Origin of the sequence: Tsukamurella sp. PLM1, from assembly GCF_023168325.1 — a bacterium.
Lineage (GTDB): Bacteria > Actinomycetota > Actinomycetes > Mycobacteriales > Mycobacteriaceae > Tsukamurella.
In genome coordinates, this window is record NZ_AP025688.1 from 4252498 (window position 1) to 4269621 (window position 17124).

Sequence of the window (17124 nt, forward strand, 5' to 3'; positions counted from 1 at the left end):
CGGTCAGGGCGTCGGAAGCGTGAACGCGAAGGCGGCGCCGCGGCCGGGCCCCTCGGACTCCACCCACATGTGCCCGTCGTGGGCGGAGATGATCGCGCGGCTGATGGTCAGTCCCACCCCGCTGCCGCCGTGATCGCGATCCCGGGCGACGTCGGTGCGGTAGAAGCGCTCGAAGATCCACGGCAGGTGCTCAGCGGCGATACCGTCACCATGATCGACCACCGCGATCCGGATCCGCCGGTGCGGCTGCACATCCGCCTCCAGTTCGACGGATCCACCCGCGTCGCTGTGCCGCACCGCGTTCGACAGCAGATTCGCGAGCACCTGGTCGAGCCGCTGGCGGTCGGCCTGGATCCTCCGGCGGGCTCCCGGGCCGATCCGCACGTGCAGCCGGACCCCCTTGTCCGCGTACGCCCGCCCCGCCGCCGCGGCGGCAGCCTCGAGTACCTCCACGACGTCGACCGGGCTGGGCCGCAGATTCAACGCGCCCTCCTCGGCGTGGGAGACGGACAGCACGTCGTCCGTGAGCCGGGCGAGGCGCGTGGTCTGCGTGCGCAGCATGGCGAGGGTCGCGGCATTAGGCTCGACGACACCGTCGGCGATGCCCTCCAGATAGCCGTCGAGAACACTTACCGGCGTGCGGATCTCGTGGGCGAGGTCGGCGAGCAGCCGGCGCCTCGACTGATCGCTGGACTCCAGCTGCACCGCCATCTCGTTGAACGCCGACACCAGGCCGTCCGCCTCCGGCCCCAGCGCGACCGGCGCGACCCGCACCCCCGAACGACCGTCGGCCACTTGCCGCGCGGCCCCCTCCAACTTCGCCATCGTGCGCCCCAGCCGGCGCGCGATGAAGACGCTCGCCACGACGGAGAAGACTACCGCGCAGCCGAATCCGAGGACCACGGCAAGCACGTTCACCGACACCATGCCCGTGCGCCCCAGGATCAGCGGCCACACCACGAAGTCGACCACCGCAGTCACGCCGAGCGTGCCGAGCGAGACCGCCATGAGCATGCCGCCCATGCGTCCGCCCATCCCGATGTCGTACACCCGCCTCATCCGGGGCCCATCCGGTAGCCCACGCCACGCACCGTGCGCACGTACCGCGGGTCGCCGGCATCGTCGCCGAGCTTGCGTCGCACGCGGCCTACGTGCACGTCGACGAGCCGCTCGTCGCCGACCCAACCCGCGCCCCAGATGGATTCGATCAGCTGCGCGCGGGAGAAGGCGACGTTCGGGCTGCGCGCGAGGGTGGCGAGCACGTCGAACTCCGTGGCCGTCAGCTCGACGACCCGGCTCCCCACCCGGACCTCGCGCCCGAGCGGATCGACGGTGAGCTCACCGAACCGGCGGGCCGCGCCGGCGCCGTCGGGCAGGCTGCGCGGACGGCGCAGCATCGCCCGGACCCGCGCCACCACCTCACGCGGGCTGAACGGCTTGACGAGGTAGTCGTCCGCGCCAACCGAGAGACCGACGATCTTGTCCAGCTCGTCGCCGCGCGCGGTGAGCATGATGACGTACGCATCGCTGAAGGAGCGCACGGCACGGCAGACCTCCAATCCGTCAAGGCGCGGCAGGCCGATGTCGAGCAGGATCACCGCCGGCTCGATCTCGCGCGCGAGGGCCAATCCGCGCTCGCCGTCGGCGGCGGTCGTCACCTCGAATCCGTCACGGGTGAGGTACTCCTGCGCGAGCCGAGCGAGGGCGGGTTCGTCCTCGATCACCAGCACCTTGTGAGAGTCCATGAACTATATAGTAATATGCGCATGTGCTCACTACTGCTCCGCCGGTCGACGCACCGTCGATCCTGGGCATGCTCGGCTGGGCCCCACCCCGCTTCCGGTGCTACCACTGGCGGCGGCGATCGCGGCCGCACTGTACCTGCTGGGAGTGCGGACCGTGCGCCGGAAAGGGCGACGGTGGCCGGCCGCGCGCGTCGTGAGCTTCCTGCTCGGCTGCCTCGTTCTCGCGGGAGTCACCGGCCTACGGATCGAGGCCTACTCCTGGCACCTGTTCAGCGCGTTCATGTTCCAGCAGCTCACGCTGTCGATCCTGGTACCGCCGCTGCTCGTCGGCGGAGCGCCCGGCGTGCTGCTACTGCGAGCAACACCGCACCGCGGCCCCGGCCGCGTCGTGCTGGCCGCGGCGCTCGGGCTCCTGCGCAGCCGATTGCCGCGGATCGTGCTGCACTCCGGCTTCACCATCCCGCTGTTCCTGATGAGCTACTACGGCGTCTACCTCGGCGGCGTCGTCGACGCGATCGGCGGAACCTGGCTCGGCCACACCGCGCTGCAGGTCTTCTTCCTCGGCGCGGGGCTGCTGTTCATCATTCCCATTCTGTCGATCGGGCCGCTCCCCGGCCGCGACTCCTGGCTCATGCGCTTCTTCGACATCTTCATCGAGATGCCGCTGCACGTCTTCATCGGCGTGATCCTCATGATGGCGACCACGCCAATGGTCACGCTCTTCTCCGCACCACCGGCGTCGTGGGGGATCGACCCGCTGCGCGACCAGTCCATCGCTGGCGCCCTCGCATGGTCCTACGGCGAGCCGATCGCCATGATCACCACCTGTCTGTTCGCGCTGCGCTGGCGCCGGTCCGAGCGGCGCGACGCCGAACGGGCGGGCGCGGACCGTCGGGAAGAGGACGAACGCGAGGCGTACAACGCCTACCTGCGCGAACTCCGCTCTCGATAGCGCAAGGCCATGCGCCGCACCCAACTCATCCTATTGGCAGGCACGAGCAGCACAGTGATCGTCATCGCTACCGCCCCAATCTGCCACCTCGGCCGAAGGCGGCTCTATTTCGCTGGTGAAGCCAAGAAAAACAAGAGTCGCGCAGCAGGACGACTCGCTGGCGACGAGACGGTAAGCCCGGATCGCCGGGCGCGGAAGCTCTACACCGCAGGTCTTGTACTGCGGTTCATTGTCTCAGCCACTCAGCGGTCCCGGGTCAGGGTAGGAGCGATGACCAGTACCACCAGAACCGTTCGACGATCAGAGTGATGATCGTGAGGAACCAGATCGTCGGCGGCACGGAGTGGTACTTGAGGAGCGTGTTGACGGCGGGTGAGCGGACCGGCGCGAAGCGGGTGAGGTTGGCGAGGGTCACGTACCAGAAGATCGGCCCCGTGGCGGCCCAGACGATCATGCAGTACGGGCAGAGCGCGTTGATGGTGTAGAGGCTCTGAGTGATGAGCCAGTGCACGAATCCCAGGGCTGCGGTGAGGCCGATCTGGAGGCAGAGCCAGAACCAGCGGCGGAACCGGGCTCCGGCGAGGAGTGCGGCGCCGATGGTGCTGATGGCGGTGAACCCGGCGATGCCGATCAGGGAGTTGGGGAATCCGAGGACGGCGGCCTGGGGTGTGGTCATCACGGAGCCGCAGTTGAGCACGGGGTTCAGGCTGCACGAGGGGACGTAGGTCGTGTCGGCGGCGAGTTGCAGCTTCTCGATCGTCAGGACCAGAGAAGCCAGTGCTCCGGCGATGCCGCCGAGGAGCAGCAGCCAGGGCAGCAGCCGGGGAAACGTACCAGGCCCTTCGGGCGGTGCCTGTGTAGATGAGTCAGGCGAGGGCATCGTCGAGGGCACGAGTGAGATCGTCGTAGCTGTTGGGGGTCAGCTGCTTCCCGTTGACGAAGAAGGTGGGGGTGCCTTGAACGCCCAGTGTCTTGCCGTCATCGACATCGGCTTGAATGCGCGCCGCTGTCGCCGGATCGTTGTAGTCGCGGTCGTAGCGGGCGAGGTCGAGGCCGAGCTCGGTGGCGAAGGAACGGAAAAGCTCGTCTTTGGGTGTGCGTTGCTCGCCCCACTGGGTCTGTGTTTCGTACATCTTCTTGTACATCTGCTCGAATCGGCCTTGCCTGGCAGCGGATTCGACAGCTCGGGCGGCGCGTTGTGCGTTGAAGTGTGATGGAATCGGGAAGTAGCGGACGACGAAACTGACGCGATCCCCGTACTGGGCGCGCAGGCGCTCGATCGACGGGAACGCGGCACCGCAGGCCTCGCACTCGAAGTCGAGGAACTCGACGAAGGTGACTTTGCCGTCGGGCACGGATGAGAGGCGATGACTGTCCGGGCGCACCAACACGCTGCTCGCCCCGTCCACGCCGGCGCCCGGGGAACTGGTGGAACGGTCGTCGGGAGTGTTCAGCCAGAGCGCGGTGCCCAGCCCGATCACGAAGACCACGATCAGCCCGACGGACACCTGTGTCGCACGAGTCACTCGAAGAGCCACCTTCCCAGGGCCGTCAGGCCGTAACCACCTGAACCGTATAGTTCAGTCTTCCGTGAATACAGCCCACACTGTACAGTACGGTGCGTGGATGTTGCACTCAGTCGTGACGCTCTGACCAGGTTCGGACACGCGTTGTCGGATTCGACCCGAACGAAGATCCTCCTTGCCCTGCGGGAGCAGCCGGGGTATCCCGCCGAGCTGGCCGAGGAGATCGGGGTTTCGCGGCAGATCCTGTCCAATCACCTCGCATGCCTGCGTGGATGCGGACTGGTCGTCGCAGTACCGGAGGGACGGAGAAGCCGGTACGAGTTGGCCGATCCGCGGATCGGTCGCGCGCTCGACGATCTTCTGGGTTTGGTTCTTGCGGTCGATCCCGCTTGCTGCGCGGCCGCGTCGACGGATGAGTGCTGCTGATGTGGTCCGGGACGCGGTTGAGCGACACGGTCCGGGACCTGTATCGCGTGGAGATGGCAGCTGCGCACGCTGCGCCGGCTGGCGCGGTGAAGTGGCGGCATCTGGAGCGGGCGCACATTCTCTCGCAGCCCGATCCGTGGCTGCACACGGGCAATCACGTCGCGATGTTCGTGCTCGCGGTGCGGGAGCGCAACCGGGGTGAAGCGCTCGGTCAGGTCGTTCGGATCGTCCTGGCCGCCCCGGGCTCACTGACCGGGCGCTACCCGGAGGGCAACACCGGGCGGGCGTCGGTGGGACTGCGCCGGCGAATGCCCATCCCGGACGATCTGCGCGCGGCGATCACCGGTACCGACGAACTGACCGAACATCTGGAGGGCACTCATGGCTGACGCATGCTGCGGACCGCAGTCCGACCCTGCGGGCAAGACGGACGAGCACGAGACCGCCGAGGGCGGTGGGCGTTTGTGGCAGGTCCGCGAGTTGCAGTACGCGGCGATCGCGATCGTGCTGCTGACCGTGGGCTGGTTGCTCGGCCGCGCCGGGCAGGAGGCGCTGTCGGTCGGATTGGAGGTTGCGGCCGCCGTCGTAGCAGGATTGTCGTTCGTCCCGTCGGCAGTGACCAACCTGCTTCGCCACCGTCACATCGGGGTCGGCACCCTGATGACGATCGCGGCGATCGGCGCCCTCGCGCTGGGGCAGTTCGCCGAGGCCGCGATGCTGGGGATCCTGTTCTCCATCGCCGAGGGCCTTGAGCATTACGCGGTGGTCAAGACCCGCCGCGGCCTGCGGGCCCTGCTGGCGCTGGTGCCACCGACCGCGACGGTCCTCCGTAGCGGTACCGAGGTCACGCTGGCACCGGATGAGCTGCGCGTGGGTGATGTGATGGTGCTACGGCCCGGTGAGCGCGCCGCCACCGACGGGACGATCCGCGCCGGCCGCACGAGCCTCGACCTGTCCGCGATCACCGGCGAGTCCGTCCCCGTGGAAGCAGGACCGGGCGATCAGGTGCATGCGGGCGCGATCAACGGCGGCGGCGCGATCGAGGTCGAGGTCACCACACCCGCCTCCGACAGCTCCCTGGCCCGGATCGTGCACATCGTCGAAGAAGCACAGGACCGCAAGGGCACCGCCCAGCGGCTCGCCGACAAGATCGCCCGGCCGCTGGTCCCGGCGATCATGGTGCTCGCCGCCGCCGTCGCAGGCATCGGTGCACTCCTCGGGGATCCCATGGTGTGGATCGAACGCGCCTTCGTCGTCCTCGTCGCCGCCTCCCCCTGCGCCCTGGCCATAGCCGTCCCGCTGACCGTGGTCGCCGCAATCGGAGCTGCCAGCCGGCAAGGGGCGCTCGTCAAGGGCGGCGCCGCCCTCGAGCAACTCGGACGGATCCGGGTCGTCGCGCTCGACAAGACCGGCACCCTGACCCGCAACACACCGCAGGTCATCGCGATCCTCACCGCCCCCGACCGGAGTGAGGACGAGGTCCTCGCTGCAGCTGCGGCGCTGGAAGCACGCAGCGAGCACCCCTCGCACGAGCGATCCTCGACACCGCACCCGATCCGAGCTCCGTCGCGGACGATGTCACCGCGGTCCCCGGCCACGGACTGACCGGCAGCCTCGACGGCCACCAACTGCGCCTGGGCAAGCCCGGCTGGATCGACCCGACCGCCCTCACCTCCCGCGTCACCGCGCTGCAATCAGACGGGGCCACCGTCGTTCTGGTCGAACGCGATGGCGTCGTCATCGGCGCGGTCGCAGTCCGCGACGAGCTGCGGCCCGAGGCACCGGAGACGATCGACCGGCTCGCTCGGCTGGGTATCGACACCGTCATGCTCACCGGCGACAACGCCGCGACCGCGACCGCCCTCGGACAGCAGGCCGGGATCACCAAGATCCACGCGGAATTGCTCCCCGAGGACAAGGCCACCTTGGTCACCCGCATCGCCGCGGGGCGTCCGATCGCCATGGTCGGCGACGGCGTCAACGACGCCCCCGCGCTGGCGACCGCCGACATCGGAATCGCCATGGGCGCCATGGGCACCGACGTCGCCATCGAAACCGCCGACGTCGCGCTGATGGGCGAAGACCTGCGCCACCTGCCCCAGGTTCTCGCGCACGCCCGCCGAGCCCGCAGGATCATGCTGCAGAACATCGTCCTCGCGATGCTCATCATCGGCATCCTGATCCCGCTCGCCGCCACCGGTGTTCTCGGTCTCGCCACCGTCGTACTGATCCACGAAGCCGCCGAAGTCCTCGTGATCCTCAATGCGATCCGCGCCGCCCGCACCGTCACCCTCCCGGGCCTGTCCACCACCACAGTCCAGGCCGGGGACCGCCACCACGTCACCGTCGCCGAAACGCACACACCCGACGACGCCTGCTGCGCCCCCACACCGGACCGCCGCGACAGCGGCACGCCCACTCCGCGGGGCTCGAACGGTGGCACGACGGGACTGAACCTCCTGACGATCGCCCCCTCAGGAACGAACGACGCGAGTGAGTCGGACTGCGAGTGCTGCAACGACGAGCACCCCGCTGGGGAGAGCGTTGCCGCCGGCCGACCCTCGTCCAAGCAGTAGCGGTGCGCCGTTACGCACAGCTGACGCTGCTCGTCCTCGTGACGCTCCTGGCGACCACCGGCTGCGTTCAGTTGACCGACCAGGCCAGCAAGGGCGGCGTCATCGCGCCCGGCGGCAAGGTCCGGCAGTTCTACGAGCCCGGGCAGCGCAGCACCGTCGAGAACCTGTCCGGGCGCAGCGTGACCGACGAGAAGACCACGATCCGGCTCGCCGATTACGCCGGCAAGGTCGTCGTCATCAACGTCTGGGGCAGCTGGTGCGCGCCGTGCCGTATCGAATCCCCCGAGCTGGAGCGCACCTTCCTCGCCACCAAGGACCGGGGCGTGCAGTTCCTCGGCATCAACGTGCGCGAGACCGCCGGCGACGACGCCGCCCGCGACTTCATCGGCTCGCAGGGCCTGACCTACCCGTCGATCTACGACCCGCCGGGCAAGACCCTGCTGGCCATCGGCGCGCAGTACCCGACCACCGTGGTGCCGATGACCTTCGTGCTCGACCGGCAGCACCGCGTGGCCGCCTCCTACCTCACGACCGTCGGTGAGAAGGAACTGAGCTCCACGATCGAGAAGGTCCTGGGGGAGGGCTGATGGGGGACGCCTTCGCCAACGCCGCGGTCTCGGGCCCGCTGCTGCTCGCGCTCGGCGCGTGCCTGCTCGCCGGGCTCGTCTCCTTCGCTTCGCCGTGCATCGTCCCGCTCGTACCGGGTTACCTGTCGTACCTGGCCGGGCTCGTCGGCGCCGAGGCGCCCGCCGCCACCGTCGACGAGGCGCGGGCGGGCGCGCGCGCCGGGCGCTGGCGCGTCATGGGGGCGGCGGTCCTCTTCGTCGCCGGGTTCACCGCCGTTTTCCTGCTGATGACGATGTCGGTCTTCGGGCTCGCCACGTCGATCCGGCTCAACGCCGAGACCCTCATGCGGATCGGTGGTGTCGTCACCATCGTCATGGGGCTCGCCTTCATCGGGCTGGTGCCGATGCTCGAGCGCGACGTCCGGTTCGCGCCGCGGCAGTGGACCACCCTCGCCGGCGCACCCCTGCTCGGCGGCGTCTTCGCCCTCGGCTGGACCCCGTGCATCGGCCCCACGCTCGCCGGGATCCTGTCCATCGTGGTCGGCACCGACGCCGAGCCCGCACGCGGCGCGATCCTCATCGTCGCCTACTGCGCGGGGCTCGGCCTGCCCTTCATCGTCCTGGCCCTCGGGTCGACGGTGGCCGTCCGCGCCGTCGGGTGGCTGCGCCGCAACTCGCGCCGCATCCAGGTCGTCGGCGGTGTGCTGATGATCGTCGTCGGCGTCGCGCTGGTCACCGGGTACTGGGCCGAGTTCATCGACCTGGTGCGCCGCCTGTTCGTCTCCAACACGGTGATGCCGATCTAACCACGCCCGCGGAGGTCAGCGAATCCGCATAGGGCAGCCACAAATGGTGAAGCCGACCCGGACCGCGCCCGACACCGGCGGACAGCACAGCGACAGGTCGTCGGGATCACTCTCCGATAGGTAGCGCGCGGTTGGTCAGCCAGGTCGTCCATGGCAAGGAGCAGTCACCGCTCTGCCACCACTCGAGGGGACCGCTGGGGACTGCTGCACTGATGGGGCTGCTGTACCGATAGGTGCCATCTGATCTGGCTTGTCTGAGCGGCGGACCGCCGCGCCTGGTAATCGACGGCCGGCATCAGCACCGGGCCTGCTGCACGGATAGGTGACAGGTGGAGTGTTACGCCGCTGGTGCGGCCGTGTTGATGATGGCCTCGTATTCGATCGGGGTCAAGCGGCCGAGGCCCGCTTGCCGGCGTCGGCGGTGGTAGGTCCTTTCGATCCAGGTGACGATCGCGATTCGTAGCTCCTCGCGGGTGGCCCAGCGTTGCCGGTCGAGGACGTTGCGTTGCAGCAGCGAGAAGAAGGATTCCATCGCAGCGTTGTCGCCAGCGGCGCCGACCCGGCCCATCGATCCGACCAGGCCGTGCTGGTTCAACGCGGACACGAACTTCCGTGACCGGAACTGAGAACCCCTGTCCGAGTGAATAATACAACCGGATACGTCTGCGTCTCGGCGGGCGACCGCATTGTTGAGTGCATTCACCGCCAGCCGCGATTGCATGCGGGCGTCGATGCTGTAGCCGACGATCCGCCCGGAGCAGGCGTCCTTGATCGCGCACAGGTAGAGCTTGCCCTCGTCGGTCCAGTGCTCGGTGATGTCCGTGAGCCACAGCTCATCGAGTGCGTCGGCGGTGAAGACGCGTTCGACCAGGTCATCATGCACCGGCGGCCCCGGCTTCTTCCCATTGCGGCCGCGCTTCTTACCGAAGCTCGACCACCAGCCGTTGGTGCAGCAGATCCGCCACGCCGTCCGTGCACTCATCCTCTGACCTGCAGCTTCAGCTTCATCGGCCAGGAACCGGTACCCGAACTCCGGATCATCGTGGTGCGCGTCGAACAAGGCGTTGGCGCGCTCGGCCGCGACCCGATCGGCAGCGGTCACAGCGTCCTTGAGCCAGCGGTAGTAAGGCTGGCGAGCGAGCTTAAGAACCCGGCACGTCACCGTGACGGGGATCCCGTCCGCGGCGAGCTCTTTCACGAGCGGGTACATCATTTTCCCGGCAGGTTCGCCTGCGACAGATACGCCGCAGCCCGCCGAAGAATCTCATTCTCCTGCTCCAGCAACCGGTTTCGTTTCCGCAGCTCGCGCAGTTCGGCGGACTCCGAGGCGGTCACCCCCGGCCGGTTACCGTCCTCAACATCAGCGGCACGCAGCCAGTTCTGCAGACAGGTCTCGCTGACACCGAAGTCGGCGGCGATCTGCTTGATCGTCACACCGTCCTCCCGACGACGCGCGGCACCGACGACATCGTCACGGAACTCACGGGGATAAGGCTTGGGCATGTTGACATCCTTCCAGCGGTGCCCTTACGGCACCACAGATCGGGTGTCACCTATCCGTGCAGCAGCCCCTTCCGTACCTGCGACTGAACGTCTGGCCTTCGGCCGGGACTAGCAGACGAGCGGTGACTGTATAGGTCTTTATAGGTCGCCCCTAGTTATAAGGACCTATAAGTCATATGTCTCACAACACTGGCAGGGCCGAGGTCCGGCGTCCCACACCTCCTGCGGCACGACAGGCTAGAGCGCTCTTCAGGCGCCTCTCAGCGCACCTAGAGGAGCCCCACCTCGAGGCGTGAACTCATATATCACCAGGCTTCGTGCGCAGCCGACCAATCCTCGCTAATCACGAGCGGACGATCAGCAAGCGGACGAGGACGACGACCACGCAAACCAACGTTGACCACCCCGCCCTCTACGATGTCGGCTGCGACCGTGCCGCCATACACACGAGTCGCGCCATCGCCGCGCCACAGCCTGGGCAACTGGACCAGGTCTCTTGCCGCTACGTGCTTTCATCCGACTCCTCGCCAAAGTCAGACGAGGAAATACTCCAGAAATCGTCCCACCCCTCTGCCTGACAATCGGGAAGCAGTCCACGCTCTGCGAGGCAGACATAAAGAGGCTCAACGCCGACGGCGGTCATGTAGCCGAGTTCAGTTCTATCGTCATTGGTAACGAGCGAACCTGACTTAGGACACGATTCGGACATGCGCGTGCATGCACCGCGGTGAGCTGCGGTGATCGTGTCGTGTTGGTGCGGATCTGCGCACTAAATTGTGGGGTTCGTAGGCTGCTGGGGTGGCGTACGTGAGGACGGTGAAGACCGCGTCGGGGGCGACGGCGGTGCAGATCGTCTGGTCCTCGACCCGCGGGTCCCGCAAGATTGAACATCTGGGGTCCGCGCATGACGAGCAGCAGCTCGCCGCGCTGCGCGCTGCTGGTGAGGAGAAGATCGCAGCAGGTCAGACCATGTTGGATCTGGGTATCGGCGAGGCGCCGCAGGTGGGTCCGTTGCCGATCACCGCCTCGCGGATGGCCGTCCTGTGGGATGCCCTCGACGGCGCCTACCGGCGGCTCGGATTCGATACCGCGACCGGCGGCGATGCTGTGTTCCGGGATCTGGTGCTCGCCCGGATCATCGAACCGACGAGCAAACTCGATTCGCTGCGGGTGCTCGATGAGGTCGGCCGCGTGGCGCAGTCCTATCGCACGATCACCCGGCGGCTGCCCGTGTATGCGAAACCGGCTTGGCGGCAAGCACTATCAGCCGCGTGCGCCGACCACGCCGGAATCGGGCCGGCGACGTTGTTGCTCTACGATGTGACCACGCTCTACTTCGAAACCGACACCGAGGACGAGTTCCGCAGGCCCGGTTTCTCCAAGGAACGCCGCCTTGAGCCGCAGATCACTGTGGGCTTGTTGACCGATCCGTCGGGGTTCCCGTTGCAGATCGAAGCGTTCGAGGGCAATCGGGCGGAGACCACCACGATGCTGCCGACGATTGCCGCGTTCACCGCCGCCCACCACCTCGAATCGGGGCAGGTCACGGTGGTCGCTGACGCCGGGATGGTCTCCGCGGCGAACAAGCAGGCCCTCGAAGCCGCCGGGTTGCGGTTCATCATCGGCGAACGCCTCGGCGCGAGCGTGCCGTGGATCATCGACGACTGGCGCAAACGGCATCCCGGGCAGGAACCCGATGACCAACTCGTGCTCATCCAGCCGATGCCCGCCGGCCCGACGGACAAACGCCGCGATCACGTTGTCTACTACCAGTACCGGGCCGCCCGGGCCCGCCGGACATTGAAGGGTATCGACGAGCAGATCATCAAGGCGCAGAGGGCTGTTGACGGAAAGATCCCGATCAAGCGGAACCGGTTCGTCACCATCAAGGACGCGAAGAAGAGCGTCAACCGTGACCTCGAAGCCCGCAACCGAGCCGTCGCGGGATGGAAGGCGTACGTCACCAACATCGACGCCCCGACACCGGAGTTCGTGATCGGCTCCTACCACCAGCTGTGGCGGATCGAGAAGAGCTTCCGGATGACCAAAAGTGATCTCGCCGCCCGCCCGATCTACCACCGCCTCCGCGAGAGCATCGACGCGCACCTGACCATCGTCTTCGCCGCCCTCGCGATCACCAGGCTCGTCGAGGGGCGGGCCGGATGGTCAATCAAGAAGTTCGTCACCACCGCCCGCCGCTACCGCACCATCGAAATCCAGGCAGGTCCACAGAGCATCACCGCCGCCGACCCCGTCCCCGCGGAACTACAGGACGCGATCAACGCAATCCTTGCGCACTAATTTGACCTAAGTCAGGTTTCATCCGACTCCTCGCCAAAGTCAGACGAGGAAATACTCCAGAAATCGTCCCACCCCTCTGCCTGACAATCGGGAAGCAGTCCACGCTCTGCGAGGCAGACATAAAGAGGCTCAACGCCGACGGCGGTCATGTAGCCGAGTTCAGTTCTATCGTCATTGGTAACGAGCGAACTCGCTACCATTCCGAGCGCATATCCATACTCACTAAGCACCGGCCCACCACTGAAGCCACCACGCGCCATTTCCGAAAGCACAAAATGTACGTGCGGTGCATCATACCGATCGATCATCGCATTCACCTCGGCGCGGGTGCCAACAAGGTTTGGCCGCATGGCTTTTGGAATCCGTGGATACCCCAGCACGATTGCCTCAGTTAATACGAAGTCACTCTCACCCAGCCAATCGTCCAGATGGCCACCTAGGCGGACCACAGGTGTCATCGGATCGATATTCCCGACCTGAAAGACTGCCACATCGACTGAATCGTCGGAATGAAAATAGGGGCCGCGTGTCAAGTTCAAGACTCTGTTGTGCACGGCGTGCACAGGCCGTTTCACGCCATCCTTGACAACTACTGTCGACGAGGCGCCGCCGTCCTCGATGGGTACATAAGAACGCTCCGTCGACCCAACCTCGAGGATGGTCTTATCTTCAATGACGTGGCGAGCAGTAACAAATACTCCTTCGCCCACGTGGAACCCGGATCCGACATGGACATCGCCAGCTTTGTCCTCAACTTCGATGTATATCAGCGCGCATCCGTACTGCACGAACGCCGCTCTTGCTGCACCCGTATCCAAGAGCGGACCTCCCGCCAGCCAATGCGACACCGACCGCCCGGCGACGAGCTACCGCCTCGCCCAGAGACAGTCGCTGCCTGCTGCAGAGCAGACAACAGATTCTAGTCATGGTCGCGAATTCTGTTCTTGATGATGCAGCGTTGTTCCCGTAGCCAGGTCGCAGACGTGGCTGATCCGAACCTGCGTGGGCGGGGCCGGGAGCTACAACCACCAGATCGTTGACGCCGTGCATCTGGTGATCGACCGGGCACCCATCACCACCGACGACACTAAGCCGAGCGTACAAGCCGCGTTCGCGAAAGGCAGAACCCGGCCTGTCTCTCCCAGGCCGGGCTCAGTCTCGCGGAGCCTCTAGCCGCGGCGCCCGAGGGCGACCGTCAGATCCTCGATCGCGGTCGTCGTGCGCGCAGTCGTCGACACACGAACCGAGTCACTCTGGTCAAGCGCCGACACGAATCGCTTAGACGACTTCTCGATCGCTTCCGCGACCTCCAGCATCGCCGAACGAACACCATTGATCCCACTCATAAGGGCATCCAGCTGGTCATCAGTCATTTCCCCCTCACCTCCTTCCTTCATGATCGAGTTGAGCAAACTTAGCGGTCCCAAGACCGCGACCGATCTTCCGTTTCTCAGAATCTCGACGACCATGCCGTCGATCGCCATGGCCAAGTATTCGCTCGGGCGGCGATTTAGATCCGTTGCGGTCGCTGTGATCTTCTCGGGAGGCACAGTACACACTGTAGTTAGTAGGTAACTAGAATGCAACTACTAGTATCTACTTCGCCTGGATGCCTTCGGGACACCGCGGCTCCATACCCGCAAGGCTCGAATCTGAGTTCGATGCGCAGTCCCGGTTCGTCTCCGATGTCTCCCGCGGCTGCGCACCCCGCTGACGGCGACGCGACTCATGCACAGGCGTAGCGCAGGTCCTGGAACATCAGTCGCGCCAAACCCAACCCTCAGGTTCTGCATCCTTAGCACGAACCGCGCAGATCATGTTGAGCATTTCCTCACGCCTGAGGCGCGAACTCTGACGGCCACCGGGACGTGGTATTCGGATCTGCCGACGTCTGACGCGCGCCGTGCACGACGTTACCCTGATCGAAGCGGTGCTGGCGCATGTCGCCGAGCGGATGCCAAGAAAACGTGAGTATAGGCAGCGACTGGCTCGCTGGTGCTCGGTTCCGCACGCATCAGCAGATCTGAAGCGGAACCCGCGAAATGGGCGCTCAACCGCGAACGAGTCGAACCGTTGTAGTCTGTGAAATTCACTGATGATCGAGTCGAGGTAAACGTTCGATGTACTTGTCCGAGTTCACGCCGGCCCGCCCATCCCGGGTCGAGAATTCCCTGCGCGTGAGACCGGCCAGCGGGGGCGCCGAGTGGCGGCGCCTGTACTTGAAGACCGCCGATCTGCCGCTGGCTCACATCGCTGCGTGCTTCGGCTCGGGGTACCGTCTCGTCGAGGTTCCGGCGTCGAGAGCCGAGTTCAACAGATGCCTGGAGTTCCCGGGAGCGCTTCCGGACGGCGTCGGAGAGCTGGTCTCGCTGCTGGGGTCAGGACTGTGCCTACCCGCCCCCGCGCCGTTCGACCTCGTCCTCGCCCTTGACCGGTACAAGACGGTCGACGACGAACTGCCGCCGTCCCAGTGGAAGAACACCGACGTGGGCGAACTGGTCTACAGGGCGAAGTACTATGTGTTTTCCCCAGGAGCGCAGAGACGGGCGCGGAAAGCCCTCGCGGCACGGCTGGCCGACGCGATCGGGAAGCATCCGGCGTACCGGGATGCGCCATACCTATTGAGCGTGCCGGGTTCGGCCGGCGACGGCAACAGCACCGGTGAGTTGCTGGCGCGCTTGGTGGCTGAGTCGACCAGCAAACAGTTGATCGAGACGATCGGTCCTGCTCGCGCTCAGCGTAAGGCGGACCCGAGTCTCGATGTATCTGGCATGTTTTCCTCTCCTACGATGCTGGACGGAGCCTGCGTGATCATCGACGACGTTTGGCACACCGGTGGGACCTGCACCGAAGTGGCCCATGTTGCCAAGCGTGCGGGGGCTGACGCAGTCTATGGTCTCGTTGGCGCGAGAACGATGAGGAACTGAACGGATGTCTGCCGAGGGAACGCTCAGGGCGCTGGTCGCCTTCGAGGTGTTCCGCACGCCCGCGAAGGTCACCCGAGCTCTAGCAGACCCGGACCCGGAGCCTCTGCGGGATGCCTGGCGCGGGCTGTCCGACGAGGCTCGGTCCTCGTTGGCCCGGCAAGTCGACGACCTCCAGTCCCGAGGCATCGATACGATCAACGCTGGCGATGGCGCGTTCCCGGAGTCCTTGGTGGTCGGCAGCAGACCGGTCGTTCCGACCCTATTTTGCAAGGGCGACTTGGCGTTGCTCACCGCAGACGGCGCGGGGATGTGCGGATCGCGGAAGGTGAGTCCGCTCGGGCTCAAGGCCGCGCGCGCGTGCGGCGAAGAGGTCAGCGATCGAGGACTGACGGTGGTGTCTGGGTACGCGAAGGGCGTCGACACCGCGACCCACCTCGCCGCGCTGGATCGGGGCGGCCGGACCGTCATCGTCCTGGCCGAGGGGATCGACGCCTTCCGCGTCAAGCGTGAGTTCAAGGAGACCTTCGATCCGAGCCGAGTGCTGGTCGTTTCCCAATTCCGCCCCGACCAACCGTGGGCGGCGTACGGGGCGATGGCTCGCAATCACGTGATCTTCGGCCTTGGCAAAGCCCTGGTGGTAATCGAGGCCGGCGAAAAGGGTGGCACGCTCGCTGCCGGACGAGACGCGCTCAAGCGAGGCAGGCCGGTCTTCGCACTCAACTTCGGGGAGGAGACGCCCGTAGGGAACCGCATCCTCATCGAGGCGGGTGCTCAGCCTGTGACCTCGAGAACAGAGCTCGGCGTCGCTCTGGATCGTTTGAAGGGCCAGCCCCGGCAAGGGACGTTGCTCTGACGTCGCGCACGACCGAATATGAGGCATCGACGAACGGGTCTCATGGACCTAAGCCGGCATTCTCGAAGGCGTACGACCGGTGTACCGATAAGCGACCGATTTGCGGGCGCTGTGCTGGAGTGGAGACGAGAGCCCCCGGCCGCGAACCGGTTTGCCGAGGTCTCTCGTTCACAAGTACGGTTCGAGCCAGTCATCGACCCACTGCATGGCACTCAACCTGGCGGTCATTGTCTGGGAACAGCAGTGAACCATCGTCGAGCAGGCACCGCCGCTTCCACGAGTCGACGGCAACGTCGATCCGTTCCTGTTCCAGCCCGATGTAGGGCGCCATGATCCCCCTCGTGAACTCGCGGTCTGCCGAGCCGCGCGTACCCAGCCGCTCAAGGCCCTGGCCTGCACGTTAGGCTTGACCTCGCGGAGCTATCGAACGAAGTCGGCCATCCATGTACAGCGCGGACCAGCCGGTTCGTTCGAGCCCTGCGCTGGAGGTACCACAGCGCGCAGGATCGAGGGCAGGTCTGCCGGGATCAAGGGCTCGACATCAGCCCTGCCCTCGATGGTGAGCGTGACCATCTTCCAGTCGCCGGCGAGGTGCACCAGCGCGGCGAGCGATCCGTTGATGGTCGCGATGCCGACCTCGTACCCTCGGGATCCGAGCAATGCGCACAGAACGAGCTCCCGCTCATCTGCGGTCGCCTCTCCCGACTGCAAGACACTCACCGCCGGCCGGAGATCCGCTGACTGGCGGAACCCCAGGAGCTTCACGACATTGGCCCGCATCGCGATGATCGCAGTCGCCGGCTCGTCATCGTGTTCTGCGAGCGCGCCTGCCACTGGCTGCAGCTGAGGATCGGGAGCTATGAGCGGCGTGAGCTCGGTGGCCCGTTGCCGCCGCTCACTCATCAGAAGCTTCCGCACGCGCCCAATCGGCTTGGTTACGGTC

At 66.1% G+C, this 17124-nt stretch carries 15 protein-coding genes and 2 pseudogenes; 9 read left to right on the forward strand and 8 right to left on the reverse strand.

From position 1 onward, the window contains the following. Positions 1 to 3: 3 nt before the first annotated feature. Together MTP03_RS21855 and MTP03_RS21860 are read right to left on the reverse strand one after the other, a co-directional pair. Positions 4 to 1035, reverse strand: a complete 1032-nt coding sequence (locus MTP03_RS21855; protein WP_248489944.1) for an ATP-binding protein — start codon at positions 1033 to 1035, stop codon at positions 4 to 6. A gap of 20 nt (positions 1036 to 1055) precedes the next feature. Continuing rightward, positions 1056 to 1745 (reverse strand): response regulator transcription factor, encoded by a 690-nt coding sequence (locus tag MTP03_RS21860; protein WP_248489945.1) that lies wholly within the window; start codon positions 1743 to 1745, stop codon positions 1056 to 1058. 68 nt (positions 1746 to 1813) lie between these two features. Between MTP03_RS21860 and MTP03_RS21865 the strand changes: the two are divergent. After that, positions 1814 to 2697, forward strand: a pseudogene (locus MTP03_RS21865) (cytochrome c oxidase assembly protein). A 256-nt stretch (positions 2698 to 2953) separates the two neighbouring features. Here the strand turns inward: MTP03_RS21865 and MTP03_RS21870 are convergent. Next, positions 2954 to 3577, reverse strand: coding sequence for a vitamin K epoxide reductase family protein (locus tag MTP03_RS21870; RefSeq protein WP_248489946.1), 624 nt, complete (start codon positions 3575 to 3577; stop codon positions 2954 to 2956). After that, positions 3564 to 4223, reverse strand: a complete 660-nt coding sequence (locus MTP03_RS21875; protein WP_371820826.1) for a DsbA family protein — start codon at positions 4221 to 4223, stop codon at positions 3564 to 3566. Before MTP03_RS21875 ends, MTP03_RS21870 begins: the two co-directional genes overlap by 14 nt. 96 nt (positions 4224 to 4319) lie before the next feature. On the opposite strand from MTP03_RS21875, the gene MTP03_RS21880 reads away from it, so the two are divergent. The 5 genes and pseudogenes from MTP03_RS21880 to MTP03_RS21900 all read left to right on the forward strand — a co-directional run bounded on the left by MTP03_RS21880 (position 4320) and on the right by MTP03_RS21900 (position 8597). Beyond that, the gene (locus tag MTP03_RS21880; RefSeq protein ID WP_248489948.1) at positions 4320 to 4649 is read left to right on the forward strand and encodes a helix-turn-helix transcriptional regulator; all 330 of its coding nucleotides are present in this window, start codon (positions 4320 to 4322) and stop codon (positions 4647 to 4649) included. Next, positions 4649 to 5038 (forward strand): DUF3703 domain-containing protein, encoded by a 390-nt coding sequence (locus tag MTP03_RS21885; protein ID WP_248492331.1) that lies wholly within the window; start codon positions 4649 to 4651, stop codon positions 5036 to 5038. The genes MTP03_RS21880 and MTP03_RS21885 overlap by 1 nt, the downstream gene beginning before the upstream one ends. Beyond that, positions 5031 to 7225: pseudogene (locus MTP03_RS21890) on the forward strand (heavy metal translocating P-type ATPase). Before MTP03_RS21885 ends, MTP03_RS21890 begins: the two are co-directional and overlap by 8 nt. Positions 7226 to 7227: 2 nt before the next feature. Then, on the forward strand, positions 7228 to 7812 hold the full coding sequence (locus MTP03_RS21895) for a TlpA disulfide reductase family protein (RefSeq protein ID WP_248489949.1): 585 nt from the start codon (positions 7228 to 7230) through the stop codon (positions 7810 to 7812). Continuing rightward, positions 7812 to 8597 (forward strand): cytochrome c biogenesis CcdA family protein, encoded by a 786-nt coding sequence (locus MTP03_RS21900; RefSeq protein WP_248489950.1) that lies wholly within the window; start codon positions 7812 to 7814, stop codon positions 8595 to 8597. Before MTP03_RS21895 ends, MTP03_RS21900 begins: the two co-directional genes overlap by 1 nt. Positions 8598 to 8934: 337 nt before the next feature. Here the strand turns inward: MTP03_RS21900 and MTP03_RS21905 are convergent. Further along, positions 8935 to 10100, reverse strand: a protein-coding gene (locus tag MTP03_RS21905; RefSeq protein WP_248489951.1) for an IS3 family transposase whose coding sequence is annotated in 2 segments (ribosomal slippage) — positions 8935 to 9813 and positions 9816 to 10100 — 1164 coding nt in all. Because the reading frame shifts where the segments join, the coding sequence is not laid out codon by codon here. A gap of 843 nt (positions 10101 to 10943) precedes the next feature. Between MTP03_RS21905 and MTP03_RS21910 the strand changes: the two genes are divergently transcribed. Continuing rightward, positions 10944 to 12401, forward strand: coding sequence for an IS1634 family transposase (locus MTP03_RS21910; RefSeq protein WP_248492090.1), 1458 nt, complete (start codon positions 10944 to 10946; stop codon positions 12399 to 12401). Positions 12402 to 12412: 11 nt separating this feature from the next. Here the strand turns inward: MTP03_RS21910 and MTP03_RS21915 are convergent, their stop codons facing one another. Together MTP03_RS21915 and MTP03_RS21920 are read right to left on the reverse strand one after the other, a co-directional pair. Further along, positions 12413 to 13219, reverse strand: a complete 807-nt coding sequence (locus tag MTP03_RS21915; protein WP_248489952.1) for a serine protease — start codon at positions 13217 to 13219, stop codon at positions 12413 to 12415. Positions 13220 to 13570: 351 nt separating this feature from the next. Then, positions 13571 to 13951, reverse strand: a complete 381-nt coding sequence (locus MTP03_RS21920; RefSeq protein ID WP_248489953.1) for a type II toxin-antitoxin system Phd/YefM family antitoxin — start codon at positions 13949 to 13951, stop codon at positions 13571 to 13573. A gap of 570 nt (positions 13952 to 14521) precedes the next feature. On the opposite strand from MTP03_RS21920, the gene MTP03_RS21925 reads away from it, so the two are divergent. Then, complete coding sequence (locus MTP03_RS21925; RefSeq protein ID WP_248489954.1) at positions 14522 to 15328, forward strand: hypothetical protein; 807 nt, start codon at positions 14522 to 14524, stop codon at positions 15326 to 15328. Positions 15329 to 15332: 4 nt separating this feature from the next. After that, positions 15333 to 16181: a DNA-processing protein DprA gene (locus tag MTP03_RS21930; RefSeq protein ID WP_248489955.1), complete on the forward strand. Its 849-nt coding sequence runs from the start codon at positions 15333 to 15335 to the stop codon at positions 16179 to 16181. 420 nt (positions 16182 to 16601) lie between these two features. Here the strand turns inward: MTP03_RS21930 and MTP03_RS21935 are convergent, their stop codons facing one another. After that, entirely contained in the window at positions 16602 to 17084 is a 483-nt protein-coding gene (locus tag MTP03_RS21935) for a hypothetical protein (RefSeq protein WP_248489956.1), read from the reverse strand. Between the last annotated feature and the right edge of the window lie 40 nt (positions 17085 to 17124).

What these genes read in the sequence shown, in the direction of transcription:
- MTP03_RS21900 (WP_248489950.1), top strand. Translation starts at nt 7,812, where the DNA reads ATGGGGGACGCCTTCGCCAACGCCGCGGTCTCGGGCCCGCTGCTGCTC.
- MTP03_RS21930 (WP_248489955.1), top strand. Translation starts at nt 15,333, where the DNA reads ATGTCTGCCGAGGGAACGCTCAGGGCGCTGGTCGCCTTCGAGGTGTTC.
- MTP03_RS21870 (WP_248489946.1), bottom strand. Translation starts at nt 3,577, where the DNA reads ATGCCCTCGCCTGACTCATCTACACAGGCACCGCCCGAAGGGCCTGGT.
- MTP03_RS21885 (WP_248492331.1), top strand. Translation starts at nt 4,649, where the DNA reads ATGTGGTCCGGGACGCGGTTGAGCGACACGGTCCGGGACCTGTATCGC.
- MTP03_RS21935 (WP_248489956.1), bottom strand. Translation starts at nt 17,084, where the DNA reads ATGAGTGAGCGGCGGCAACGGGCCACCGAGCTCACGCCGCTCATAGCT.
- MTP03_RS21855 (WP_248489944.1), bottom strand. Translation starts at nt 1,035, where the DNA reads ATGGGCGGACGCATGGGCGGCATGCTCATGGCGGTCTCGCTCGGCACG.
- MTP03_RS21925 (WP_248489954.1), top strand. Translation starts at nt 14,522, where the DNA reads ATGTACTTGTCCGAGTTCACGCCGGCCCGCCCATCCCGGGTCGAGAAT.
- MTP03_RS21860 (WP_248489945.1), bottom strand. Translation starts at nt 1,745, where the DNA reads ATGGACTCTCACAAGGTGCTGGTGATCGAGGACGAACCCGCCCTCGCT.